The sequence below is a fragment of the Providencia sp. PROV223 genome, from assembly GCF_028479245.1.
In the GTDB taxonomy this organism is placed as follows: domain Bacteria; phylum Pseudomonadota; class Gammaproteobacteria; order Enterobacterales; family Enterobacteriaceae; genus Providencia; species Providencia rettgeri.
Map to the genome: position 1 here is coordinate 437,859 of NZ_JAMPNG010000002.1, position 25,758 is coordinate 463,616.

The following is a 25,758-nucleotide window of genomic DNA, read 5'->3' on the forward strand; positions in this document are numbered from 1 at the left end:
TTATGATAAAAGTCTTGATCCTATTTATAGTACTTATTGCAGGGATAATCTTAGGCCCATTATTAGCGGGTCACCAAGGTTATGTTTTTATCCGTACAGATAATTATGACATTACGACCAGTGTAACCAGCCTCGTTTTGGGCTTTATCTTGCTCCAGTTTGTGCTGTTATTCCTTGGTTGGTGCTACCGCCGCTTTATCAGCACGACATCACGTACCCGAGGTTGGGTAAGTGGTCGTAAATACCACAAAGCACATACCCAAACACAAAAAGCGCTGCTGAAATTAGCAGAAGGTGATTTCGAGCAAGTTGAAAAATTAATGAGCAAACATGCTGATTTTTCTCAACAGCCGGTTATTAACTACCTCATGGCAGCCGAAGCTGCTCAACAGCGTGGTGATGAATATCGCACTCACCAATACTTGGATAGAGCTGCCGAAGCCGCAGGAAGTGACCAGCTCCCCGTTGATATCAGCCGTGTCCGTATCCAATTAGCGGAAGGAGAAGTCCATGCTGCCCGTAATGGCATTGATAAACTTCTCGACAAAGCTCCAAGGCACCCTGAGGTGCTGCGCCTAGCAGAACAAGCTTACTTACGCTCAGGCGCCTATCAGTCGCTGATTGAATTACTTCCTGTCATGGCTAAAGTACAGTTACACAATGAAGATGAGCTCGATGCATTGAAATTAAAGGCTTACAAAGGGTTGATGAACCAATATATGGCTGAAGGAGGTAGTGATGAGCTAAAAGCTTGGTGGAAAGCACAACCTCGCCGAGTTCGTCATGAAACCGCATTGCAAGCTTTCTTAGCAGAGCATTTGATTGAATGTGGCGATACTGCAAGTGCAGAAAAAATGATTATTGACGGTTTAAAACAGCAATATGATGAACGCTTGATCCTGTTGGTGCCAAAACTGAATAGCGAACGCCCTGAAGTTATAGAAAAAACCCTTTTACATCTGCAGAAGCAGAACGGTGCCACCCCGTTACTTAACAGTACATTAGGCGTTTTATCGCTACAGCATGCCCAATGGGACAAAGCTGAAAATTACTTTAAAGCCGCTTTAGCTCAACGTTTTGATGTACAAGATGCATCATGGTTAGCTGATGCTTTTGACCGGCAGCATAAGCCTAGCGATGCCGCAAAAATTCGCCAAGATGCATTAAACCATTCATTAAAACAAGAACGGAAATAATATTCTTGTTTGGCCTCATCTAAAAACTCCACTCATTTTGGTGGAGTTTTTTTATTCATAAGCTTAACGGCGACTAATCTGACCTTCCCCAATAAAAACGTAAAAACAATTTAAATACATCGCGTTAATCGTATTAAATCATCATAAAAGGAAAATATGAGGTTTATAATTGGCAACATTGCAGGTAAATAATTCAATGTTTAATCAATAATCATTATTTAAGGATAAGGAAAACACACTTCGCTATGTTATAAAATAAACACATAGTGTATAAAGCTTTATATACATCTTTGCTTTGCATGAATTAGGGATATCGATATGAATGTAATTAAAACTATTTGGCGCTGGATTATTGCAACCCCAAACCGTTTACAAATATTCTTTGATCTTCTGCTGTTAGTATTATCACCTTTTGTTTTTATTATGATTATTGGTTTTAATACCGAAGATCTTAGTAAAGACATTTTCATTATTACATTCATTATCCTCTGCTATACCTATATTACTCGCTGGTTCAGTAAATGGTTTAGTAAAGGTAGAAGGTAGAAGCTAATAGCTATCTTATTTTCAGCCTCTTAGTCATTTTCTAGGGGGCTAAGTGTTTTGTACAGACAAAAAAAAACACCTGCACAAGGCAGGTGTAAAATACAATCAGGTCTACAGACGGATGGTGCCTCACTCAACGTTTCGCCCGTTCGTTGATGGTAAGAGGATGAGCTCTTGATCATCTAAAGTGGACAATAGGCACCGATAATCGGCTTTGCGTCATCTCTGGGTTTATGAAGCTTCGCTGTCATAAGAAGTGAGATGAGCATCTACATATACAATAATGCACAATACGTGCCAACTTTTTTAAAACAGTATTTTTTTAGCTCACTCTTTTGGTTTCTTTCCTATCCCTCGGTTTTACACAACTATTTTTCTTCTTGGTAGTAAACCGCTCTATCTTTAAAAAATTCACTAATATGTTGCCCGAAACTTACCACTCTATTTTGTCGCAGTTTAGAGACATCATAAAACAGTTATTTATATTTCCTTATAAATCAACTAGTAAAGTGTCACCTTTTGACGACATTGATATGATGGGTTGTATCTATTTTACGACACAAGTAAGATAAGCTGCTAAATTACAAATAAAAACAAGCAATTAACCATACCCCTGTCATTCGTTGAAGAAACGCCCCCGAGTATACTCTAAGCAATTCAAGTTATGGCTAAGTGGCAAGTAAAGATATTCCGATGAGTACGAATAAGTATGTGATTTGGGTAGATGAACGAAGCCAATAACGCTACGGTTTGAAGTGTGAAGAGTGAAGAGTATAAAACGCAAAAAACCCGTCGATTAAGACGGGTTTCTTTAAATTGGTCGGCGAGAGAGGATTCGAACCTCCGACCCACTGGTCCCAAACCAGTTGCGCTACCAAGCTGCGCTACTCGCCGAAATTTTTATAGTACTTATTAATAGTGAATAGTACTATTACATTTCTTCGTGGTGCGAAAGGGGGGACTTGAACCCCCACGTCCATAGGACACTAACACCTGAAGCTAGCGCGTCTACCAATTCCGCCACCCTCGCAATGTCACAAAAAAATGGGGTGGCTAATGGGACTCGAACCCACGACAACTGGAATCACAATCCAGGGCTCTACCAACTGAGCTATAGCCACCATAACTTCACTTTTTTCAAAGCGTTGCTATATTACTACATACAACGTCATTTTGCCAACCGTAGCGAAGCGCTAAAACTGGTGCGCCCGACAGGATTCGAACCTGAGACCTCTGCCTCCGGAGGGCAGCGCTCTATCCAGCTGAGCTACGGGCGCTTAACGCCGTTGCGGGAGAGGATAGTACGGATTTATCCTCCCGCTGTCTAGTCCTTTTTGAAATAAAAATATCGATTGCTTGCCTTTTATCCATTTCGTTGAGAAAGAGAGCATATTTACCCTCTTTTTCGCTATGCACCTAATAAAAATCTATCAAAACCCCGCCGTTAAACTTTTCCGTTACGGTTATTGAACAGGCGAATGATGAAATAAAGGAGAGAAACACCCCCTAAGAAGATGGCTCCAACGATTAAAGATAAGCGAGTATCTGGGTTAATCGCCATTCCAATCAATACGCAGGCTAAAAAGAGCAAGGTCGCATAGTTAACCCATGGAAAAAGAATCGATTTGAAAGGATGCCCTACAAGTTTTTCTTTGTTTTGTTGACGAAAACGGATTTGGCTAGTCAATAACACCAGCCAAGGCACCATTCCTGGTAACACACTCGCACTATAGACATAAACAAAGACTTTCTCTGGATTCGGTATGATGTAATTCAAGCTTGATCCCGCGACTAAGCATAGGATAGTAAAGCCCACGCAACGTGCCGGTACGCCATTTTTTGTTAATTTCAATAATGAGCGAGGCAATTGCTTATTTTGTGCTAAAGCGTACAGCATGCGCCCGCCACTATACATGCCACTATTGCAACCAGATAACGCCGCAGTTAACACCACAAAGTTAATTACCGCCGCTGCGGACACAATTCCCACTTTCGCAAAGGTAAGGACAAACGGGCTACCTTGTGAACCCACTTCCGTCCACGGAAATAGCGTCACTACAATAAAAATGGCGCCTACATAAAAAATTAATATGCGCCATAAAATATTATTGATCGCTTTTTTTAACGTGACTTGCGGATTTTTCGCTTCACCCGCGGTGATCCCAACCAGCTCAACCCCTTGATAAGAGGCCACAACGATACACAAAGCAAATAAAAAGCCTTTCCAGCCCCCGGCAAAGAAACCACCATGTTCAGTGAGATTCGCAAGCCCAATCGGCTCAAAGTTATTACCCAGACCAAAAAAAATCAGCCCTAAACCAATTAAAATCATCACCACAATCGTAGTGACTTTGATCATGGCAAACCAAAACTCAAGCTCGCCATACAGCCGTACAGCGGCTAAGTTCGCTAATGCCACTAATACCACCGCGATAATGGCAAAAATCCATTGAGGCACATCCGGGAACCAATATTCGGCATATACACCAATCGCAGTGATCTCTGAAATACCAACAGCCACCCACATAAACCAGTAGCCCCAAGCAGTCAGGCACCCCCAAAACGGACTTAAGTATTTATAACCAAATGAAGCAAAAGAACCCGTTACAGGCTCAAGAAATAGCATTTCCCCCATTGAACGCATAATGAAGAAAACAAAAATCCCGGCGATGATATATGCCAGTAAAACCGAAGGCCCCGCCCATTTCAGCGTACTGGCCGACCCCATAAATAAACCAACGCCAATGGTTCCCCCGAGCGCGATAAGCTCGATATGGCGCGCTTCTAACCCACGTTGAAGCCCCTGCTGTGGATTTCCCATACATACCCCTGTCAAAATTAGATAATTAAAATGCAGTTTTAATTGAAACTCAGTTAGTAATAATCACTGCAATTATTCGAAAAGTATCAATTAGGCGATTAAAAAAATGCCATAGCCGCAAGATTGAGCACAAACTGATGCGAACATACTTATTTTTGAGGGATTATAGAAATATTTGAAGGAAGAGACCAGCTATTCGGAACCGTGCGAACTGTAAGTAAGCCTGTTAAGCCTACTTACAGTGAGTTAAATTCATTGAAAATAACAATATAAATCAAACTACTACAAAAACTACAGCTTACCACCGTAATAGTAGCCTAAAAATTTCAGTAATTTAAACTGTCGAGTAATACGGGAAGGTTGAGATAATAAGCGATATAACCATTCTAGACCTAAGTTTTGCCACACTTTCGGGGCGCGTTTAACATGCCCTGTAAACACATCATAAGTCCCACCAACGCCCATATATAACGCATCTGGATACACACTTCGGCAATCCCGCATAAAAATTTCTTGTTTCGGCGACCCCATCGCAACGGTGACAATTTTAGCGCCACTTGCGCGAATACGTTCGAATAATGCGCTTCGGTCTTCAGCGGTAAAATAGCCGTTTTGCGAGCCAACAATGTTCACATTCCACTGCGAGCGTAGTTTGCTTTCTGTTTGCTCTAGAATCTCGGGTTTACCACCCACTAAGAAAACTGGCGTGCCTTCTTTACCGGCCCTTTCCATTAGCCCTTCCCATAAGTCAGCACCAGCGACACGAGAAACTTCAGCTTGTGGGTATTTACGACGGATAGCACGGACAATACTAATTCCGTCAGCATATAAATATTCAGCTTGGCCTAGTAATGTATTTAAAGCCGTATCTTGTTCAGCGATCATCACTTTTTCTGCATTAATCGCAACAAGTGTTCCCGTTTTTGTTTCTCCACCAGCAAATAAATAGTCTAAAAAATGGGCCATATTTTTAAAACCCCAAATATTATGACCACGAATACTATATTGTGGAATAGATGACTGTGTAACGGATGAAGACTGAGTTGATGACGATTCCATGATACTCCTTTAGCGGCTTTCACGCTGTTGGCTTCTTAAAAAAGAAGCTGTTTTTGTGCGAATAAGCCCTGCACTTTCAAATAACCAATACAGTAATTTCGCTAACACCAGACACAGTCCGAATATTAAGCAGAAGAAAACCACCCGTGAGACGAAAGAATCCACGCCTTCACGAGCCAAAACAATAATGTTGAAAATGGCGCCAAAACAAAATGCCTGCATAATGGCTGCCTTATAGCGATTTGGTTCTTTCAGGCTCATGCCATAGATCCAATCAAACCATTTGATGATAAGCCCCACAACTATAGCTCCGAGGGGTATAAAAATCACTCCGCCCATCACCACCAATGAACCAATCAGTGTTGGAGAAATTGCCAGCCCAGAATGGTTGTTCAGCACTTCCCACGTAAAATAATTGGCAGAGTTCAATACCGTGTCTGGGCGTTCAGGCCAAACCCAAGAAGGAATGAAAACATAAAAGTCACGGATAATCGGAGCTAGACCTTGAAAATCCATCTCATCATAATGGCTTAGTAGTAATGCTAAGTTTTCCCACGGGGAGAATGTATCCCGCGTTAAATACAAGAAAGTGTAATATGCTTCAGCACCACTGACATCTAAGCCATAGCGTTTTAAGGCTAACCAGAACATCCCTACAATACTGGCGACCCCAGCCGCGGCTAGCATCCACAGCGTAATCCAACCTCTGACAATCCCAATAAATAAGAAGAGTGCGAAAGCAATGATGATGTTCGCTCTCGTTCCTCCGACAATAACATAGGTCAAGAAACCAAATGCGACGGTACTAACGAGGAAGAAAATCCAGCGTTTCTGTGTTGGTCGCAAGAAATAAACAATCAACATTGCCGGTATGAAGAAATAGAAAAAGCGTTTTAATGCCACGCCAGAAACCTGGCTGGAGAAAATTTGGCTATAGGATTTTAGCTTAAATAGCAAAAAACCGTTCTGCATGAAAAAGATACCTACTGTCACGACTGCAACCAGTATCAATAACAGACAGGTTAGATTCGTTTCCACTTTGTTCATGCTAAACAACGCACGCCGTGGTGCGTCTGGTTGCCTAGAAAGTCGAGTTTTATAGGCAACATAATAAATCGCATAAAAACTAGTCGCTGCTAGTTGAGCGTAAAGTAAATAATCAGCCTTCACAACGGCAACATCAAATTGAAAAACTAACGCGCAGGTTAATGGGAAACCAAAGTAAAACGTCAATAAATACAGCATGGAAAAGAAAATATTGAAGTTAAACCGAGCCCGTAAAAACTCTTTGTATAACAAAGTACCAATAAAAATAATTGATATCAGGTAGACCAGTGCTAAGCCGCCCAATTCCGTCAGCGTCATGCTCGCTCCTCCACGGCACTGAGAACGGCTTTCCAGCCCTCAATAAAGTTGGGAGCAAAAAATTCAATATGGTGTTTATCTAATAGGCTCATTTGGCGCTGAGCTTCATCCACTAGCGGTGTCGTCAGGTTGTCACCATAGAAAAAGACTGGGACATTTTGAGCAGTTAAATCCTGCCAAAAGGTATTTTGACGGCTAATTACAAATGGAATGCCAAATTGGATTAGCAAACAAACGGTGCCAACACCTTGCTGGCGATTAAAAATAAAATAGCCAAGGTCACAGGTTTTGAGCAAATTAAGGTACTCGCTAAATTCCATGCGCTCTTTCAGGATTTCCACTTGCCCTGAGGTAAACTCACTACTCGCAGCCTGTTCAACTTGTTGGATATAACTTTGGTTATTGGCAGGATAGCCCATAGGGACAATAACCTTAACCTCATCACCAAATTGCTGTTTAATCGCACTCAGAGCCTCTACATGGCGATTAGAACGGTCACCTGAGTTACCCAGTAAAATAGTCAATTGAGAGCCTTCACGTACCTTAGGCTCGCTTATTGTCAATGCAGGGTCCATTCGTGTTGGGAAATACAACACTGACGCAGGCACTTTAGGGTTCGACTGGTGGAAATAGCACAAATCCCCACGTGTTGCACACACATGCCCTACTTTTTTCTGCGCTAAACGACGCAAAATATAGAATAACTTAAATTTTAGAGCGCTAGACTCTTCATAGAGGTCAGCTCCCCATATATGCCACCAAAACTGGTGGGATTTAATTTGCCCAAATAATAGTGCTAGCCAAATAGGGGCGTTAAATTGCCCATGAAAGAAAAAGCGAGTACGGCGGTCTGCCTTGGCACGCTGTATAACACTATTAGCAATGGCCTGTTTATTCGCAAAAACATCTATTTTTAGCTGAGGATAAGCGTCAGCAAGCTGCGCATCATCGCTTACCACCATAAAATGCGGCTTTGATGACGGAGCCATTTCTTGGCAAATGACGTCATTAAAAAACGTCAGTACCGTCTGGTTGTGGTGTGGGAGATTCGATCCCAGTACATGTATTAAGGTTGTCATGCTCGCCTACGGTAAATCAAAAATACGCAACAACATAAAGTAAAATAGACAATATAAGTGGCCATATAAGCCTGAGTTGCGCCTACTGCACCATGTTCAGGGATAAGCCAATGCGCAAAGCCCGTTAATAATATAAACTGACTAACTTCAGTGAGGACATAAAAACGCAATGCGGCTTTGGCAATGACCAAATAGCCAAATACGTACGCCCCCACTTTCAATACATCACCGACTAGCTGCCATGCAAACAGGTCTCTCATTCCGGTAAATTCTTTTGAGAACAGCAACCAAATCGCAAAATCACGTAGTAACCAAACCGTAAAACTCACAACGGCAACGGCAGGTAAAACAAATTTCAATGCCTTAACAATCTCTGCGGAAATTTCATTTTTATGCTGCAAACGCGATAGCGTCGGCAATAAATACACTGAAAATGTCGCGGTAATAAACTGCAAATAGGCATCTGAAATGGTGGTCACACCGGTCCATAACCCCACTTCATCCCAACTATAGGTTTGGGCGAGCAGATTTCGCATCATGATATAAGCGACTGGCAGTGTGACTGCGGTTAGCATCGCCATGACCGTAAATTTGCCTAAATTAGTCGCAATCGCTTTGTCCCATGCTGGCTTCAATGACGATAACGCAAATTGCTTGCGTTTAATTATCATCCCAGCCGCAGGCAGTACCACTAGCGCAGGGACTAATGCTAACCCTGCTAATGCACCTTCATACCCGCCAACTAGATAGCATAAATAATAAGCAATTACACCAATTACACTACCAAAAATAATGGCTAATGCGTTTGCTGATGCGTCTCGGTAACCCTTCAAAATAGCCAGAAAATAGTTCGCATACGCGATACCCATTTGAATTAAGGCAACAATTTGAATAACCGAACTGTATTTTTCGCTATCAAATAACGCCATGCTGATTGGCGCACTGCAAAGCAAAAAGATAAGCGCAAGTAGCGCTGAAAACCCAAGAATAATCGTCGATGAAGTTCCCAGTACTGCACATAATTTTTGTGAGTCTTGGTGGTGCTCTGCTACATATTTTGTGACGCCATTGAAAATTCCTGCACCTGATAATACCCCTAGTACAGTAATCAATTGGCGGAAGTTACCCGCCAGCCCCACACCGCTGGGGCCAAATGAGACTGCAAATAATTTAACAATTAACAGGCCCACCCCGATTTTAATCAGGGTAGACCCAGCAGTCCAAACCGATGCTTTAGCGAGAGACATTAGGCAAAGAACGCTTTGATTCGCTCAATGACTGTCTGCTGCTCGTCATCAGTCATGTTGTAGAACATCGGTAAACGCACTAAGCGGTCACTTTCTGATGTCGTGTATTTATCTTCACCATGGAAACGGCCAAACTCAATACCTGCAGGGCTCGTGTGCAATGCAACGTAGTGGAATACCGTCAAAATACCATGAGATTTCATGTAATCGTTGAATTCAGTACGCTCTTCGATATCTTTGAGTTTGATATAGAACATATGAGCATTATGTTTTAAGCCTTCCGGCACAGTTGCTAGGACTAAACGCCCTGCATCAACCAGTGGCTGCAACGCTTCATCATAACGTTTCCATAGTAGTAAACGGCGGTCATTAATTTTGTCTGCTTCTTCTAACTGCGCCCATAAGTAAGCCGCTTGCAAATCAGACAACAAGTAGCTTGAGCCGATATCACGCCACGTGTATTTATCGACTTGACCACGGAAAAATTGGCTACGGTTTGTCCCTTTTTCACGGATCACTTCGGCACGGCTAATCAGGTCTTTATCATTGATAAGCGTAGCTCCACCTTCACCGCCTGAAGAGTAGTTTTTAGTTTCATGGAAGCTATAGCAGCCAATGTGGCCGATAGTCCCCAGTGCTTTGCCTTTATACGTCGACATCACACCTTGCGCCGCATCTTCAATCACGAATAAATTGTGTTTTTTTGCGATAGCCATGATGGTGTCCATTTCGCAAGCAACACCTGCATAGTGGACAGGAACGATGGCACGTGTGCGCTCAGTGATTGCAGCTTCAATTTTAGTTTCATCGATATTCATGGTATCCGGACGGATATCAACAAACACGATTTTAGCGCCACGTAATACGAATGCGTTAGAGGTTGATACAAAAGTAAAGCTTGGCATGATAATTTCATCACCTGGCTTAGTATCAATCAGGATCGCTGCCATTTCTAATGAGGCCGTACAAGATGGCGTTAACTGCACTTTTGGGCAATTAAATCGTTTTTCCATCCATTCTTCACAACGTTTCGTGAAGCCACCGTCACCACACAGTTTGCCACTTTCCATGGCTTGTCTCATATACTCTAATTCAGTACCTACAACGGGTGGTTTATTAAATGGAATCATGTTGTCCCCTGTATAACCAATAGGCGGTACTGGCAATTGCTGCACCGCTACGTGAATAAAGATTTAATGCCGCAACATTACTGATTTGCGTGGCCACATTTAACTGTCTTTTTTGGTGTTCCACACACCAATTAAATGCTGCTGACATCAACTTACGCCCCACACCTTGCCCTTTCGCTTCTGGCATTTTCGCTAGTAGGCCAACCCGTGCCGTTTCTGCATCAAGGTGCCGCAAACTCACGAAGCCCAATACCGCACCAGACGCATCTTTAACCAGTAAACAAGTGTGGTCAAACGTACCCAGAACTGATTTTTCTATCCACAACGCATAAAACTGCCCGCTATCACCATCACGGTACCAAGGTGCTCTAAAGCGGCTTTTGCTAAAGACAGACTCAGCGGCTTGCCGCAACGTAGGGATATCATCCACTTGTGCAACAATAACGTGGTCTTCCGCTGTTAAACCAGCCTTTAAATAAGCATTTTCTGTGCCAATAGTAAGAGCGAAATCGATTTCACCTTCAACAAATGAAAACCCCATACCAGCTAAATCATCAATCAGCTGCGTTTCAGACGCTGCGACTTTTGCTTGCACTATATTGTATTCATCCATTTGATAAGCAAGGAGAGTTTCGAGGTTATCCCCTGTAAAATTCAACTTTGCTGTTGAGCGATGAAAAAATTCGCTCTCCCATGGCAAGCTCTCAATACTGGCGCGGACGGACACGTAATAAATCCTCTAAATATTGCCCATAACCTGTTTTTTTCAGCTGTTGCGCTGAAAAAGCGACTTGTTCGTCTGTCAACCAGCCATTACGCCATGCTATTTCTTCTAAACAAGCCACTTTGAAGCCTTGGCGTTTTTCAACGGTTTGTACAAAAGTACCCGCCTCAATGAGGCTATCGTGAGTGCCTGTATCCAACCAAGCAAAGCCACGACCGAGCAATTCAACGTTTAATTCACCACGTTCTAAATACATTTGGTTAATTGACGTAATTTCTAATTCACCGCGTTCAGAAGGTTTAACTTGTTTTGCAAATTCAACCACTTGTGAATCATAGAAATACAACCCTGTCACCGCCCAATTGGATTTAGGTTTAAGCGGTTTTTCTTCAATAGACAGTACTTTAAAATTATCGTCAAATTCCACAACACCAAAGCGCTCAGGGTCCATCACTTGGTAACCAAAAACGGTTGCGCCATTTACTCGTTTAGCAACAGATTTTAATTTTGGGCTAAATGAATGGCCGAAAAAGATATTGTCGCCCAATACTAAGCAGCATGAATCACCATTAATGAACTCTTCACCAATGATAAACGCTTGCGCAAGGCCGTCTGGTGATGGCTGTTCCGCATAGCTCAGCTCAATCCCAAACTCATGGCCATCCCCTAATAAACGTTTAAACATCGGCAAGTCGTCAGGGGTAGAGATAATTAAAATCTCACGAACTCCCGCTAACATCAAAACTGAAAGCGGGTAGTAAATCATCGGCTTATCGTAGATAGGCAATAACTGTTTAGAAATACCGCGAGTAATAGGGTGCAAACGCGTTCCCGACCCTCCAGCTAATATAATACCTTTCATACTGTCACCTAATTTCCTAGACCTAAACGTTCGCCCGCATAGGAACCGTCTTGTACGCGACGCCACCACGTTTCATTGTTCAAATACCACTGCACCGTTTTGCGAATACCTGATTCGAAGGTTTCTTGTGGCGTCCACCCCAATTCGCGCTCAATTTTCGCAGCATCAATCGCATAACGCATATCGTGGCCCGGCCGGTCTTTCACATACGTGATTAAGTCACGGTAGTGCGCCACACCTTCAGGCTTTTGCGGACGTAGCTCTTCAAGCAGTTCACAAATCGTTTCTACAACGTCAATATTACGGCGCTCATTATGGCCACCGATATTATAGGTGGTGCCAGGTTGCGCGGTTGTAGCAACTAAATGAAGTGCTCGTGCATGGTCTTCAACAAACAACCAGTCACGAATTTGCTCACCTTTACCATAAACAGGCAGAGGCTTACCCGCTAAGGCGTTCAAAATAATTAATGGGATCAATTTCTCTGGAAAATGATACGGCCCGTAGTTATTTGAACAATTAGTGATCATCGTTGGCAGGCCATAAGTTCTTTGCCAAGCACGAACTAAATGATCACTCGATGCTTTCGATGCTGAATATGGGCTACTTGGTGCATAAGGCGTTGTTTCTGTGAAGAAACCATCAGGTCCTTCTAAGTCACCATATACTTCATCTGTTGAGATATGATGAAAACGGAAAGCTGCTTTTTTCTCATCATTCAATGCGGACCAGTAATGGCGTGCCGCCTCTAACAGTGTGTAAGTGCCCACAATGTTCGTTTCGATAAATGCCGCTGGACCATCGATAGAGCGGTCAACATGGCTTTCTGCCGCTAAATGCATCACTGCATCGGGTTGATATTTTTCAAAAACGGCATCTAATGCAGCTCTATCACAAATATTCACCTGCTCAAAAGCATAGCGCGGGTTGCTCGCAACCGTTGCGAGGGACTCTAAGTTACCTGCATAGGTTAAACAATCCAGAACCACTGCGCTGTCGTCAGTATTTTCAATAATATGACGAACAACAGCAGAGCCGATAAACCCGGCGCCTCCAGTGATTAAAATGCGTTTCAACGCCATACTCCTTTTGTATCCACAACCCATTTTTGTGGGATTGCAGAACCTTGGATGCCTTTGAACATATTGTGGTCAACTAACATTAAGATCACATCCGCTTCATTAACGGCTTTTTCAATCGAAACCAGCTCAGAAATACCTTTTAAAGAGGTTGGTAATTCGTGAATGTGTGGCTCAACTGCATACGTTTTACCTGGGTTCCAGTTCGCCACCATTTTGGTGATGTGCATCGCTGGGCTTTCACGTAAATCATCAATATTGGGTTTAAATGACAGGCCAAAACAGGCGATTGTCACTTCACTGGCTTTTTTACCCGTTTCCACTAAGCAATCGGCTACAGCCGCTTTTACTTGATCAACAACCCAAATTGGTTTGCCATCATTGACTAAACGAGCGGTATGAATAAGGCGTGATTGTTTTGGATTTTGTGCGACGATAAACCATGGGTCAACCGCGATGCAGTGCCCACCAACACCCGGACCTGGCTGCAAAATGTTAACACGTGGATGGCGGTTCGCTAGGCTGATTAATTCCCACACATTGATGTCTTGCTCAGCACAAATTAATGATAATTCATTCGCAAAAGCAATATTCACATCACGGAAGCTATTTTCCGTTAACTTACACATTTCCGCGGTTCTTGAGTTAGTAATTACACACTCACCTTCAAGGAAAATATTGTATAGCTCACTTGCGCGCAAAGAGGATTTTGGCGTCATACCACCAACAACACGGTCATTTTTAATTAATTCGACCATCACTTGGCCCGGTAACACACGCTCAGGGCAGTATGCCACATCGATATCTGCATCTTCGCCAGCTTGATGAGGGAAAGTTAAATCAGGACGAGCTGCGGCCATCCATTCGGCCATTTGCTCTGTTGTACCTACTGGCGATGTCGACTCAAGAATGACTAAATCGCCTTTCTTCAGCACGGGAGCAACGGATTCTGCGGCTGCACGCACATAGGCGAGATCAGGTTCGTGCTCGCCTTTAAATGGCGTAGGCACAGCAATCAGATAAGCATCCGCAGGTTGCGGCTTAGTAAAGGCTTTCAGGTGGCCTTCTTCAACCGCTTTTTTGACCACGATATCCAGTTCTGGCTCCACAATGTGGATTTTTCCCTGATTAATAGTATCAACGGCATGTTGGTTCACATCGACACCAACCACTTGTTTTTTACGTGATGCAAAGGCGGCTGCTGTTGGTAAACCGATATAACCAAGGCCAATAACAGAAATAGTTTCAAAACTCATAATTTCACCTGATTACTTTTCAATGCTGCAAGAATACGCTGACAAGCATGACCATCCCCATATGGGTTATGTGCGCGGCTCATTTCGTGATATTCCGCGTCATCTGTCAGTAACCGATTAACTTCTTTCACAATTTTTTGTGTATCTGTTCCCACAAGACGAACAGTACCTGCATCAACAGCTTCAGGTCGTTCTGTGGTATCTCTCATCACCAAAACAGGTTTACCGAGAGAAGGCGCTTCCTCTTGAATACCACCTGAGTCTGTTAGAATCAAATAAGCATGGTTCATCAAATAAACAAACGGTAGGTAGTCTTGAGGGCTAATTAAAATAATATTATCAATATCATGCAATATACGCTTAACAGGTTCACTCACATTTGGATTTAAGTGAACAGGGTAGACAACTTGCACGTCTGGATGCGCTTGTGCAATTTCTGCCAAAGCATGACAAATACGTTCAAAGCCACCACCGAAACTTTCACGACGGTGTCCTGTGACTAAAATCATTTTTTTATTTGGGTCGATAAACGGATAATTTGCGGCCAGTTTTTCCATCATATACTGGTCGCTCATGACTTTATCACGTACCCACAATAACGCATCAATCACACTATTACCGGTGACAAAAATATGGCTGTCAGGGATTGATTCTTTTAACAAATTTTGGCGTGAATTTTCGGTTGGGGCAAAGTGGTACATCGCTAAATGCCCTGCAATTTTACGATTTGCTTCCTCAGGCCATGGAGAATACAGGTCTCCGGTACGTAATCCAGCTTCAACGTGCCCAACGGGTATACGATGGTAAAATGCCGCAAGGCTAGTTGCCATCGTTGTCGCTGTATCGCCATGAACGAGAACAACATCCGGTTGAAAATCAGCAAAAACACTTTTCAACCCTTCTAGAATACGACAAGTTATATCCGTTAAATCTTGCCCTGGTTTCATAATATTGAGATCGTAATCTGGCGTGATCTCAAACAGTTTCAGTACTTGATCTAGCATTTCACGATGCTGCGCTGTAACACAAACTTTGGCTTCAAAGTCTGCATCCCCAGCCAATGCATGAACCAGTGGTGCCATTTTAATGGCTTCAGGTCGTGTGCCGAATACAGTCAATACTTTCACAGTGACTCTCTTATATTTATCTTTCGCAGTGAGCTGCTTTTGTAATCTTAATAACTTTATATGCCACTGATGAATTCACCAGTGGCTTATCCCAAAATCAAGATGGGCGGCGGCGAGCAAGTACCACTCCGGCACCTACTAACATCCCTATGGCTCCCCACAGAACCATCATAAAGGCTCGACGAGGACTATCGCGTTTAACAGGCTCTTCTGGAGTTCGTAAATAGCGATATGCTTGAAAATTATCTTGGAGGGTGGGCCCTACGCTCAATGTTGATAACATGGCAATATTTTGGTCGTAATCACTGTCGTGATCGGGCCCGGTTGCTTTCAATGTTTCAATCTGTGCTTGTAATAAAGGGGCACCTAACATAAACATTTTAGAATCTGGAATTTCATCCACAGGTGTTGCGCTTTGATTACGTACAATACCTTGTTTTTCAGCAACTTTTAGTGCTTGCTCCAGCGCGTTTAAACGTCGTTCGTAAGCGGCCTTTGCCACCATATCTTCGCGTTTAACCAATGCTTTCATGGATTGCATCTTTGTTGCCCAAGTACCTTTAATTTCATCGTTAAGATTAGTTGTGGCACGTTGGTTAGCAAACTGAGTGTATTGACGTAATAGCTGGTTCGCATCTGCGGATGTTTCCGCCACTAATTTAATGCTATCGGTTAAATTTTTGACTTCATCTGCTGGCGTAAACTCAATATCGTTAATGAGCTCATCCAATAATGCGGCATCTGCTTTAGGGTCATTCTCTAAGCGCTGCTTATAGTAATCCGTAGTTAGCCAAAACTGACGACGTGTATCATAAGAGCCGAGCTGCTTTGTGAATTCTTGATAAGCTTCTTTTGCAATTGTCGGTAATTGCCCTTCTTGTCCCGTATTATTAATACGGGAATCGAGGTTGCGCAGAAACTGCTGCTGAGAATAATAACTTCCCAGATTATTGACGGTGGGTAAATCCGTAATTGCTGTCGCACTCCACTTAGGCTGCATAAAATAGGACGCTCCCAAGGCAATTGCAGCAAAAATAACGGCAAATGCAACGATCCAAATTTTACCTTGCCACAATGAGCGACATAAACCACGGATATCCAATTCCGGCTCTATTGGCGATTGATGCTGACTCGGTTGTGTTTCTGAGTTATTCACTGCACAGAACCTCTATTTTCGTTTTGTCGTTACCGTACTGCTCCTCTACGTGCTCTACGTCTCACTCGCTTAATAAAACGGGCGACTTTCCAAGCTCGTTTGATGCAGTAACCATACATCATAAATACAAGCAAAAATAATGCCAACATTACCCATTCAGGTACAAATGTTAAGTGCTCACCAATAATACCAACACACGCTAAAGCAGCCGCTGATAATGTAATCAGCACAAATGCCCCTTTGGGTGTAAAACCAGAACGCATAATTAAATGATGAATGTGCTGGCGATCAGGTGAAAATGGGCTCATACCTTTACGAATACGGCGATACATAATGGCAACCATGTCCATTAGAGGGATCGCAATAATCCATAAGGCCGTAACTGGGTTAATCGGATGGACTTCCTCTTGAGTCGAAGCCACAAGGATCCAAATAATCGTGAACCCAATCAGTGTACTTCCCGCATCCCCCATGAAGACTTTAAAACGGCGACCTAACACGCCTAAATTTAAAAGAATATAAGGAAGAATAGCTGCAATAAAGGCAAAACACCAAAATGCTAACGCATAGTTACCGTTTTGATATAGCAAAAAGCCGAGAGCACCAAAAGAAACAGAAGATAAACCACCGAGTAACCCGTCAATACCATCAACCATGTTAAAAGCATTGATTGCTGCCCATACTGCAAATAAGGTAACGATATAACCGAATGGGCCAAGTACGAGTTCCCATGGTCCAAAGGCATGACCGAGTGACTCAAGTTTCAATCCTGCCGCTGTCATCATAACAACGGCAACGACTGCTTGAATACCAGCCCTTAATTTCACACTGATATCAAACCTATCATCTAATGCGCCAATAAAGACCAATAACCCCGCACAAGCGATATATAGCCACTTATGAGGAATGTATTCACCTGTAATATAAAATGCAAAACAGATCCCAAAGAAAACGGAAATTCCCCCAACAAGGGGAACTAATCCTACATGTTTCTTTCTGAAATTAGGCTTATCAACCAACCCGATTTTTATTGCAACAACTCGAGCCAGAAAAATAAAAACTAATGAAAACAAGAAAACGTAGAAGAGATTGGTTACAAAGTGTATGGTGTCCACTGTTCGACTCTCTTAATCTTTATATTTAACTTTCAAAACTAAATTTTTTTTGGCAAATGCCGATAAACAAGCAGGAGCCAATGCATTATCATCTTGGTACTGAAATCTGCTATAAGACGAATCTTTATTCATAAAGAAATTCCTGCAACATTATTAGTTCTTACACTTTATTAGGGTGTTTGATTTAATAACGAAACATCCCGTAATTTTATACTGAATAGCTGCAATATGCATGCCATAAAAACAACACTCTAGAATCGAGTTAATCGACTGGTGCTTAAATAAGCACTCGATGATTAAATAATAAAGTGATGAAAATAAATTTAACACTAGTCACAAAACAAATATAAACATAACATTTTTCTTTTGATTCATAATGTTAACATCATATTACTGATATTTTTATAGTGCATTATTAATTTTTAATAAAAACTTCGCCTATTTATTTAACGTTATTTATAAACAAAGTAATAAAACATCATCTTAATCTATTGAAACTAAATCGGCAAAATATTAGGCCTGATTTAATATGATATGTTTTAATTTTTATGAACTAACGCGGTGTATAAAAACAAAAAAATAGGTGCCATAACTGGCACCTATTTATAAAACACAGCGAACCTTAACGGCTAGGCTCTTTTCATAAAGTCAAAGAACTCTTCGTTGGTTTTCGTCATCGCTAACTTACTAATGAGGAACTCCATCGCATCTATTTCGCCCATTGGATGAATAATCTTACGTAAGATCCACATTTTTTGTAATTCATCTTGCGATGTAAGTAACTCTTCTTTACGCGTACCTGAACGATTGTAGTCTATTGCAGGGAACACACGTTTTTCTGCAATTTTACGAGAAAGGTGCAGTTCCATGTTACCTGTACCTTTAAATTCCTCGTAAATAACTTCATCCATTTTCGAACCGGTATCAACCAGTGCCGTTGCAATGATTGTCAGGCTTCCACCTTCTTCAACATTACGAGCAGCACCGAAGAAACGTTTTGGACGGTGTAATGCATTCGCATCCACACCACCGGTTAATACTTTACCAGACGAAGGTACTACGGTGTTATATGCACGGGCTAGACGCGTAATAGAGTCGAGTAAAATGATAACGTCTTTTTTATGTTCAACTAGACGTTTTGCTTTTTCAATTACCATTTCAGCAACTTGAACGTGACGTGCAGCAGGCTCATCAAATGTTGAAGCAATAACTTCACCTTTGACCAAACGTTGCATTTCTGTCACTTCCTCTGGGCGCTCATCAATTAGCAGAACCATCAGAACGCAATCAGGGTAATTGTGTGCAATATTTGCTGCAATATTTTGCAGTAACATTGTTTTACCCGCTTTCGGTGGAGCAACAATCAAACCACGTTGACCACGACCGATTGGAGCCGCAAGGTCCAATACACGTGCAGTTAAATCCTCAGTTGAACCATTACCACGTTCCATACGCAGACGACGGTTTGCATGTAATGGGGTTAGGTTTTCGAATAGAATTTTACTGCGGGCATTTTCAGGTTTGTCGTAGTTAACTTCATTGACTTTCAGGAGAGCAAAGTAACGTTCACCTTCTTTAGGTGGACGAATTTTCCCTGAGATTGTGTCACCTGTGCGTAGGTTAAAACGGCGGATTTGGCTAGGAGAAACGTAGATATCATCAGGACCTGCGAGGTAAGAACTGTCTGCTGAACGGAGGAAACCAAATCCATCCTGCAATATTTCCAGTACGCCATCGCCGAAAATATCTTCGCCACTTTTCGCATGCTGCTTCAAGATAGAGAAAATAATATCCTGCTTTCTCATACGGGCTAAGTTCTCTAGCCCCATGTTTTCGCCTAACGTAATCAATTCTGATACTGGCGTATTTTTTAATTCGGTAAGATTCATAATGGTGGGTTCTTTAACTCGGGGTAATTCTCGAACTATGAACGTAAATTGACGGCAGCTTATTATTAAGTGCCAGTTTAACTTTATACTGCCCTGTTGCTCACTAATTTTTACCAAAAGCAAACAACAATGCAAAAAATCTTGTGCTAGCCATTACTAAGATTGCTCTAACATCTGAATGCATCTCATCTTGATGATGTGTGACATATTATTAGAAACACACGCAATATTAGCAATAGTTTTTTGTACATTTAGGACAACATCCATCCCAATATCGCAAATTTAATGGCAGATTAGCATTAAAAAACACATAACTGCTAAGTGCCAACCTTCTCCCACTTCATTTTTACATCCCTATGATATAAAAATATTGAATTTCATTATGTTCGTTTACGCACTATCTTTAATTCATATGAGAGATACATTGAAATCAAAGATATTGAATACGACTATAACTCAATGTCTAAACTTTCAATTTTCATATTTAAAATCATTACGCCATCAGTTTTTGATCAATAACAATCATTACGAAACAATCATCACAATACTGAACTAACAAGCTATATATGTAAGATAAGAGCAATGGAATACAAGGTAATTCATATGGGTGCTATACGAGGAATGAGGATAACTTATCATGCTTAAGTGAAGACGTCTAGCGGCTCTCTAGATAAAATAGATATACCGCTAAACGTTTTAGCTTACATATAACGATAACTTACAGATTTTCGTCTAAAAATTCTTTCAGTTGCGTTTTTGATAATGCACCGACTTTCGTTGCTGCGACTTCACCATTTTTGAATAAAAGCAAGGTCGGGATACCACGAATTCCATATTTTGGAGCGGTACCTGGGTTTTCATCAATATTCAGTTTTGCGATAGTCAGTTTGCCTGTATATTCTTCAGCAACTTCATCAAGAATAGGCGCGATCATTTTACAAGGACCACACCATGCTGCCCAAAAATCGACGAGAACAGGTGAACTTGCGTTCAGAACTTCAGTTGCAAAACTTGCATCAGTTATATGTATAATTTTATCGCTCATGTTGTACTCCAAAGGATCATCTTTTGCAGACTTAGTGTAACATTATTGGCAGCAGTATGCTTTATTTCAAAAGATACACTTTCGTAAACCAACCGTTAACTGATATTCTAACATACTATGAGTAAAGCACACTTGACAGAAAAGAAGTTTTCCGACTTCGCATTGCACCCTAAAGTCATTGAAGCACTGAATAAAAAAGGCTTCAATTTTTGCACGCCTATACAGGCGTCCACCTTGCCTTTTACTGTCGAAGGCAAAGACGTGGCGGGTCAAGCGCAAACTGGTACAGGTAAAACGTTAGCTTTTTTAACGTCTACATTTCATTATTTATTAACTCACCCAGCTATCGAGGGTAAAAAAGCGAACCAGCCTCGTGCACTAATCATGGCGCCGACACGCGAACTCGCAGTACAAATTTATTCGGATGCTAAAGAGCTAGCTGAGTACACTGGCCTGAAAATGGGGCTAGCATACGGTGGTGACGGCTATGATGAGCAACTTAAGGTTTTACAAAACGGTGTTGATATCCTCATTGGTACAACTGGCCGTTTAATCGACTACGCAAAACAAGGCCATGTCGACCTAAGTGCGATTCAGGTTGTGGTACTTGATGAAGCCGACCGCATGTATGACCTTGGATTTATTAAAGATATCCGCTGGATTTTCCGTCGTATGCCAGGTGCCGCAGAAAGGCTTAATTTGCTGTTTTCTGCAACTTTATCTTACCGAGTCAGAGAATTAGCCTTCGAACAAATGAACAACCCTGAATATGTTGAGGTCGAACCTTTGCAAAAAACAGGTCACCGTATCAAAGAAGAGCTATTTTACCCTTCTAATGAAGAAAAAATGCGCCTGCTCCAAACGCTTCTTGAAGAAGAGTGGCCAGAGCGTTGTATTATTTTCGCCAATACAAAACACCGTTGTGATGATATTTGGGCGCATTTAGCTGCCGATGGCCATCGTGTAGGTTTATTAACTGGCGATGTCGCACAGAAAAAACGACTGCGTATATTAGAGCAATTCACACAAGGCCATTTAGATATTTTAGTGGCAACTGATGTTGCAGCTCGTGGTTTACATATTCCATCAGTAACTCATGTATTTAACTACGACTTACCTGATGACTGCGAAGATTACGTACACCGTATTGGCCGTACGGGTCGTGCGGGTGAAAGTGGAAACTCAATTAGCTTAGCGTGTGAAGAATATTCACTTAACCTGCCTGCTATTGAAGAGTATATCCAACACTCAATCCCTGTTAGTAAATATAACAGTGATGCATTATTGAGTGATTTACCTGCGCCAAAACGCCGCCATCGCCCACGCCCTGGAGGCCCACGTCGTAATTCGAATTCGCAGCGTCGCCACAATGGCCCACGTAACAACCATAAACGTCCAGGCTGAGTAAAAACGATATGCTGAAATCTTCTTCTCTTTATGCCGCCATCGATTTAGGCTCAAACAGTTTTCATATGCTAGTCGTACGTGAAACTGCTGGTAGCATTCAGGTAATCTCTAGGGTTAAGCGCAAAGTTCGTCTTGCCGCAGGTTTAGACAACAACAACCTACTTTCTGAGCAAGCAATGGAGCGAGGCTGGCAATGTTTACGCCTGTTTTCGGAACACTTACAAGATATTCCGAATACACAAATTCGTGTTGTCGCAACTGCGACTTTGCGTTTAGCTAAAAATGCCGATATTTTCATCGAAAAAGCCAGCCAAATTTTAGGAAACCCTGTAAAAGTTATTCAAGGAGAAGAAGAAGCTCGCTTAATTTATCAAGGTGTTGCACATACAACTGGCGGGCCAGACCAACGTTTAGTAGTTGATATTGGCGGAGGAAGTACTGAGCTCGTTACAGGTACAGGCGCAAAAGCGGAGCAACTCTATAGTCTTGAAATGGGTTGTGTAACTTGGCTTGAGCGCTACTTTGGCGATAGAAGTTTAACAGAAGAAAACTTCTCAGCAGCTCAAGCCGCTGCCCATAATGTCATCGCCCCTATTGCAGATGCACTTAAGACACATGGGTGGAAGATTTGTGTTGGTGCATCCGGCACCGTACAAGCAATTCAGGAAATCATGATTGCCCAAGGCATGGATGAACTGATCACACTTTCTAAATTACAACAGCTTAAGCGTAAAGCCATTCAATGCCAAAAACTTGAAGAGCTTGAAATTGATGGCCTAACCTTCGAACGTGCTCTTGTTTTTCCAAGCGGATTATCTATTTTGATCGCTATCTTTGAAGCATTAGAAATTGATAACATGACACTCGCTGGCGGAGCACTTCGTGAAGGACTTGTCTATGGCATGCTACAGCTTCCTATTGAGCAGGATATTCGCGCTCGTACCGTTCGCAATATTCAGCGGCGCTTCCAAGTCGATATCGAACAAGCAAGCCGAGTTCGTCAACTTGCAGAATATTTTTATTTACAAGTCGCGAAAGATTGGGGCTTAGATACACGTTGTCGTGATTTACTATCCAGTGCATGCGCGTTACATGAAATTGGCTTGAGTGTTGATTTCCGTAAAGGCCCCGAGCACGCTAGCTACCTCATAACACACCTTGATTTACCTGGTTTTACCCCAGCTCAAAAGCGGTTACTTGCTGCATTATTGATAAATCAGCAAGGCCCTGTTGATTTAACGCCATTAAGCCAACAAAATGCGCTCCCTATGCAGCATGCATATAATTTATGTCGTTTACTTCGCCTTGCCATTATTTTTGCGAGCCGTAGACGTGATGACACCTTGCCAGCACTAAGGCTTAATGTGAATGCACAAAGGCTAACCATCACGCTGCCTTATCGTTGGTTATCCGATCACCCTCTACGAGCGGAAAATTTACAGCAAGAAGTTCAATGGCAGGGCTATGTAAATTGGGCTTTAGAGTTGGAAGAACGTAATAGTTCAAATTGATAATATTTTCCACACTAGACCTACTCTAGTGTGGAAATTCAATTAGTTGCGGTTACTCACTTTTTTTATTTAACCCTAAACGCGCTTTAATATCGGCTAAAGCTGATTGCCCCTTCTGCATACGTTCCTGCGCACTAACCACTTTACGCTGCTGCTCCCATTGTAAATCATCTTGAGGCAATTCAAGGAGAAAACGGCTTAATTCAGGACGGATCAATTCACCATATTGGCGACGCTCACGACAATGAGAAAAGAATAGCTCTCTTTGCGCCCGCGTAATTCCTACATAAGCTAAACGGCGTTCTTCATCAATATTGTTTTCATCAATACTACTTTGATGTGGTAGCAGCCCTTCCTCCATGCCAACCAAAAAAACATAAGGAAACTCAAGGCCTTTAGAGGCATGTAACGTCATGAGCTGAACTTGGTCTGATTCTTCATCATCCTCACCACGCTCCATCATATCGCGCAGCGTAAAACGTGTAACCACTTGGCTCAATGTCATTGGGTCATTGAGCTCATCGCCTTCAACCATTTCACTCATCCATGTGAATAGTTGGTTGACGTTTTTCATTCGCATTTCGGCAGCTTTAGTACTGGTCGACGTTTCATATAGCCAGCTTTCATAATCCATTTCACGCAGTAAGTCACGCACCGCAATTAAAGGCTCACGCTCCGACGTTCGTACAATACTGTCCATCCAATGAGTGAAACGCTGTAATGCTTCTAATCCTTTGCCTTTTAAGATTTGTTCAAGCCCTAAATCAAAGCTGGCTTGATATAAACTTTTACCCCGCTGGTTTGCCCACTCCCCAAGTTTTTGGATAGTTTTAGGGCCAATTTCTCGACGCGGAGTATTAACAATACGCAAGAATGCACTATCATCTTCGGGGTTAGTAAGCACTCGCAAATAAGCTAACAAGTCTTTGATTTCAGGGCGAGAGAAAAATGAAGTCCCCCCTGAAATCCGATACGGAATACGGTTTTGCATCAACATTTTTTCAAAAATACGTGATTGATGGTTGCCACGATACAAAATGGCGTAATCTTTATATTCCGTCTTATTAATAAAGTGATGTGCGATAAGCTCCCCAATCACTCTTTCAGCTTCATGATCTTCATTATTCGCGGTCAGGACTTTAAGTGGCGCTCCATACCCTAATTCAGAAAATAATTTTTTTTCAAATACATGAGGATTATTGGCAATTAAAATATTCGCCGCTTTTAAAATTCGTTCTGATGAGCGGTAATTCTGCTCAAGCTTAATGACATTTAATTTAGGGAAATCTTGATTCAATAAAACCAAGTTTTGTGGCCTTGCTCCACGCCATGAATAGATTGACTGATCGTCATCGCCCACAACCGTAAACCTTGCTCGCTGCCCCACAAGCAATTTAACCAACTGATATTGACTCGTATTGGTATCTTGGTACTCGTCCACCAGCAAGTAACGAATTTTTTGCTGCCAACGCTCGCGAACTTCTTCATTTTGGTATAACAACAAGGTAGGCTTGCTGATTAAATCGTCAAAATCCAGCACATTGCAACTTTTCAGATGAAGTTCATAGCGGCGATAACACTCCGCAAAGTGATGCTCTTTCTCACTCCGTGCTTGGCCTATCACTTGTTGTGGCGAGATAAGATCATTTTTCCAATTTGAGATCGCTGAGATCAATTGTTTGAGTAAGTCTTTATCCTCTTCCAATAAATCAAAGGTAAGTTCTTTCAATAATGCCATCTGATCTTGGTCGTCAAATAGCGAAAAATTGGCTTTAATACCCAGCGCTTTATATTCACGCTTAATGATTTCCAACCCTAATGTATGGAAGGTGGATATGATCAAACCGCGTGCTTCTTTTTTCCCCAAGGTTTGAGCCACGCGCTCTTTCATTTCCCGCGCCGCTTTATTGGTGAAAGTCACCGCTGCAATTTGTCGAGGCTGATAACCGCATTGGCGAATTAAATGCGCAATTTTATTCGTGATAACACGCGTTTTACCTGACCCAGCCCCAGCTAACACAAGGCATGGACCCTCTACATATTCAACTGCCTGCTGCTGGCTTGGGTTTAATCGCATGGTTTTCTACATCACTTAGTTATTCAAAAAGGAATTCGCTACAGATTGTAGCAGAAACCGACCCAAC

At 42.1% G+C, this 25,758-nt stretch carries 19 protein-coding genes and 4 tRNA genes; 3 read left to right on the forward strand and 20 right to left on the reverse strand.

The features are described 5' to 3' along the window. Nucleotides 1–2: 2 nt before the first annotated feature. Nucleotides 3–1,196, forward strand: a complete 1,194-nt coding sequence (hemY, locus tag PR767_RS04830; RefSeq protein WP_272519958.1) for a protoheme IX biogenesis protein HemY — start codon at nt 3–5, stop codon at nt 1,194–1,196. A 1,363-nt stretch (nt 1,197–2,559) separates the two neighbouring features. Here the strand turns inward: hemY and PR767_RS04835 are convergent. The 19 genes from PR767_RS04835 to trxA all read right to left on the reverse strand — a co-directional run bounded on the left by PR767_RS04835 (nt 2,560) and on the right by trxA (nt 20,696). Next, a tRNA-Pro gene (locus PR767_RS04835) sits at nt 2,560–2,636 on the reverse strand. A 50-nt stretch (nt 2,637–2,686) separates the two neighbouring features. After that, nucleotides 2,687–2,772: transfer RNA gene (locus PR767_RS04840), tRNA-Leu, on the reverse strand. 15 nt (nt 2,773–2,787) lie between these two features. Then, nucleotides 2,788–2,863: transfer RNA gene (locus PR767_RS04845), tRNA-His, on the reverse strand. Nucleotides 2,864–2,942: 79 nt separating this feature from the next. Then, nucleotides 2,943–3,019 (reverse strand) — tRNA-Arg (locus PR767_RS04850). Nucleotides 3,020–3,186: 167 nt separating this feature from the next. Then, on the reverse strand, nt 3,187–4,563 hold the full coding sequence (gene thrP, locus PR767_RS04855; RefSeq protein WP_109912160.1) for a bifunctional threonine/serine APC transporter ThrP: 1,377 nt from the start codon (nt 4,561–4,563) through the stop codon (nt 3,187–3,189). A gap of 291 nt (nt 4,564–4,854) precedes the next feature. Further along, entirely contained in the window at nt 4,855–5,622 is a 768-nt protein-coding gene (wecG, locus tag PR767_RS04860) for a lipopolysaccharide N-acetylmannosaminouronosyltransferase (RefSeq protein ID WP_109912161.1), read from the reverse strand. Nucleotides 5,623–5,631: 9 nt separating this feature from the next. After that, a complete protein-coding gene (wzyE, locus tag PR767_RS04865; RefSeq protein WP_004907313.1) occupies nt 5,632–6,987 on the reverse strand; it encodes an ECA oligosaccharide polymerase in 1,356 nt (451 codons plus the stop codon). Beyond that, the gene (locus tag PR767_RS04870) at nt 6,984–8,066 is read right to left on the reverse strand and encodes a TDP-N-acetylfucosamine:lipid II N-acetylfucosaminyltransferase (protein ID WP_004907311.1); all 1,083 of its coding nucleotides are present in this window, start codon (nt 8,064–8,066) and stop codon (nt 6,984–6,986) included. The genes wzyE and PR767_RS04870 overlap by 4 nt, the downstream gene beginning before the upstream one ends. After that, nucleotides 8,063–9,313, reverse strand: coding sequence for a lipid III flippase WzxE (wzxE, locus tag PR767_RS04875; RefSeq protein WP_272519959.1), 1,251 nt, complete (start codon nt 9,311–9,313; stop codon nt 8,063–8,065). The genes PR767_RS04870 and wzxE overlap by 4 nt, the downstream gene beginning before the upstream one ends. Beyond that, the gene (gene rffA / locus PR767_RS04880) at nt 9,313–10,443 is read right to left on the reverse strand and encodes a dTDP-4-amino-4,6-dideoxygalactose transaminase (protein ID WP_004907307.1); all 1,131 of its coding nucleotides are present in this window, start codon (nt 10,441–10,443) and stop codon (nt 9,313–9,315) included. Before rffA ends, wzxE begins: the two co-directional genes overlap by 1 nt. Beyond that, the gene (gene rffC / locus PR767_RS04885; RefSeq protein ID WP_109912164.1) at nt 10,430–11,170 is read right to left on the reverse strand and encodes a dTDP-4-amino-4,6-dideoxy-D-galactose acyltransferase; all 741 of its coding nucleotides are present in this window, start codon (nt 11,168–11,170) and stop codon (nt 10,430–10,432) included. The genes rffA and rffC overlap by 14 nt, the downstream gene beginning before the upstream one ends. After that, nucleotides 11,148–12,029 carry a glucose-1-phosphate thymidylyltransferase RfbA gene (gene rfbA, locus PR767_RS04890; protein WP_109912165.1) on the reverse strand — a complete coding sequence of 294 codons (882 nt, stop codon included), beginning with the start codon at nt 12,027–12,029 and terminating at the stop codon, nt 11,148–11,150. Before rfbA ends, rffC begins: the two co-directional genes overlap by 23 nt. Before the next feature lie 8 nt (nt 12,030–12,037). Then, a complete protein-coding gene (gene rffG / locus PR767_RS04895; RefSeq protein ID WP_181937065.1) occupies nt 12,038–13,111 on the reverse strand; it encodes a dTDP-glucose 4,6-dehydratase in 1,074 nt (357 codons plus the stop codon). Further along, on the reverse strand, nt 13,102–14,364 hold the full coding sequence (gene wecC / locus PR767_RS04900) for a UDP-N-acetyl-D-mannosamine dehydrogenase (RefSeq protein ID WP_004907293.1): 1,263 nt from the start codon (nt 14,362–14,364) through the stop codon (nt 13,102–13,104). The genes rffG and wecC overlap by 10 nt, the downstream gene beginning before the upstream one ends. Next, a complete protein-coding gene (gene wecB, locus PR767_RS04905; RefSeq protein ID WP_004907290.1) occupies nt 14,361–15,491 on the reverse strand; it encodes a non-hydrolyzing UDP-N-acetylglucosamine 2-epimerase in 1,131 nt (376 codons plus the stop codon). Before wecB ends, wecC begins: the two co-directional genes overlap by 4 nt. Nucleotides 15,492–15,588: 97 nt before the next feature. After that, nucleotides 15,589–16,647: an ECA polysaccharide chain length modulation protein gene (wzzE, locus tag PR767_RS04910; protein ID WP_004907286.1), complete on the reverse strand. Its 1,059-nt coding sequence runs from the start codon at nt 16,645–16,647 to the stop codon at nt 15,589–15,591. Between the two features lie 29 nt (nt 16,648–16,676). Continuing rightward, a complete protein-coding gene (gene wecA, locus PR767_RS04915; protein ID WP_004907283.1) occupies nt 16,677–17,762 on the reverse strand; it encodes a UDP-N-acetylglucosamine--undecaprenyl-phosphate N-acetylglucosaminephosphotransferase in 1,086 nt (361 codons plus the stop codon). Nucleotides 17,763–18,391: 629 nt separating this feature from the next. Further along, a complete protein-coding gene (gene rho / locus PR767_RS04920) occupies nt 18,392–19,651 on the reverse strand; it encodes a transcription termination factor Rho (protein WP_004906109.1) in 1,260 nt (419 codons plus the stop codon). A 718-nt stretch (nt 19,652–20,369) separates the two neighbouring features. Then, the gene (gene trxA, locus PR767_RS04925) at nt 20,370–20,696 is read right to left on the reverse strand and encodes a thioredoxin TrxA (protein WP_004907277.1); all 327 of its coding nucleotides are present in this window, start codon (nt 20,694–20,696) and stop codon (nt 20,370–20,372) included. A gap of 117 nt (nt 20,697–20,813) precedes the next feature. On the opposite strand from trxA, the gene rhlB reads away from it, so the two are divergent. Together rhlB and gppA are read left to right on the forward strand one after the other, a co-directional pair. Continuing rightward, nucleotides 20,814–22,100 (forward strand): ATP-dependent RNA helicase RhlB, encoded by a 1,287-nt coding sequence (rhlB, locus tag PR767_RS04930; RefSeq protein ID WP_004907274.1) that lies wholly within the window; start codon nt 20,814–20,816, stop codon nt 22,098–22,100. An 11-nt stretch (nt 22,101–22,111) separates the two neighbouring features. Next, complete coding sequence (gppA, locus tag PR767_RS04935; protein ID WP_004907271.1) at nt 22,112–23,614, forward strand: guanosine-5'-triphosphate,3'-diphosphate diphosphatase; 1,503 nt, start codon at nt 22,112–22,114, stop codon at nt 23,612–23,614. Between the two features lie 52 nt (nt 23,615–23,666). Here the strand turns inward: gppA and rep are convergent, their stop codons facing one another. Further along, nucleotides 23,667–25,691, reverse strand: a complete 2,025-nt coding sequence (gene rep, locus PR767_RS04940) for a DNA helicase Rep (RefSeq protein ID WP_109912167.1) — start codon at nt 25,689–25,691, stop codon at nt 23,667–23,669. Nucleotides 25,692–25,758 lie beyond the last annotated feature (67 nt).

What these genes read in the sequence shown, in the direction of transcription:
- hemY (WP_272519958.1), top strand. Translation starts at nt 3, where the DNA reads ATGATAAAAGTCTTGATCCTATTTATAGTACTTATTGCAGGGATAATC.
- thrP (WP_109912160.1), bottom strand. Translation starts at nt 4,563, where the DNA reads ATGGGAAATCCACAGCAGGGGCTTCAACGTGGGTTAGAAGCGCGCCAT.
- wecG (WP_109912161.1), bottom strand. Translation starts at nt 5,622, where the DNA reads ATGGAATCGTCATCAACTCAGTCTTCATCCGTTACACAGTCATCTATT.
- wzyE (WP_004907313.1), bottom strand. Translation starts at nt 6,987, where the DNA reads ATGACGCTGACGGAATTGGGCGGCTTAGCACTGGTCTACCTGATATCA.
- PR767_RS04870 (WP_004907311.1), bottom strand. Translation starts at nt 8,066, where the DNA reads ATGACAACCTTAATACATGTACTGGGATCGAATCTCCCACACCACAAC.
- wzxE (WP_272519959.1), bottom strand. Translation starts at nt 9,313, where the DNA reads ATGTCTCTCGCTAAAGCATCGGTTTGGACTGCTGGGTCTACCCTGATT.
- rffA (WP_004907307.1), bottom strand. Translation starts at nt 10,443, where the DNA reads ATGATTCCATTTAATAAACCACCCGTTGTAGGTACTGAATTAGAGTAT.
- rfbA (WP_109912165.1), bottom strand. Translation starts at nt 12,029, where the DNA reads ATGAAAGGTATTATATTAGCTGGAGGGTCGGGAACGCGTTTGCACCCT.
- rffG (WP_181937065.1), bottom strand. Translation starts at nt 13,111, where the DNA reads ATGGCGTTGAAACGCATTTTAATCACTGGAGGCGCCGGGTTTATCGGC.
- wecC (WP_004907293.1), bottom strand. Translation starts at nt 14,364, where the DNA reads ATGAGTTTTGAAACTATTTCTGTTATTGGCCTTGGTTATATCGGTTTA.
- rho (WP_004906109.1), bottom strand. Translation starts at nt 19,651, where the DNA reads ATGAATCTTACCGAATTAAAAAATACGCCAGTATCAGAATTGATTACG.
- trxA (WP_004907277.1), bottom strand. Translation starts at nt 20,696, where the DNA reads ATGAGCGATAAAATTATACATATAACTGATGCAAGTTTTGCAACTGAA.
- rhlB (WP_004907274.1), top strand. Translation starts at nt 20,814, where the DNA reads ATGAGTAAAGCACACTTGACAGAAAAGAAGTTTTCCGACTTCGCATTG.
- gppA (WP_004907271.1), top strand. Translation starts at nt 22,112, where the DNA reads ATGCTGAAATCTTCTTCTCTTTATGCCGCCATCGATTTAGGCTCAAAC.
- rep (WP_109912167.1), bottom strand. Translation starts at nt 25,691, where the DNA reads ATGCGATTAAACCCAAGCCAGCAGCAGGCAGTTGAATATGTAGAGGGT.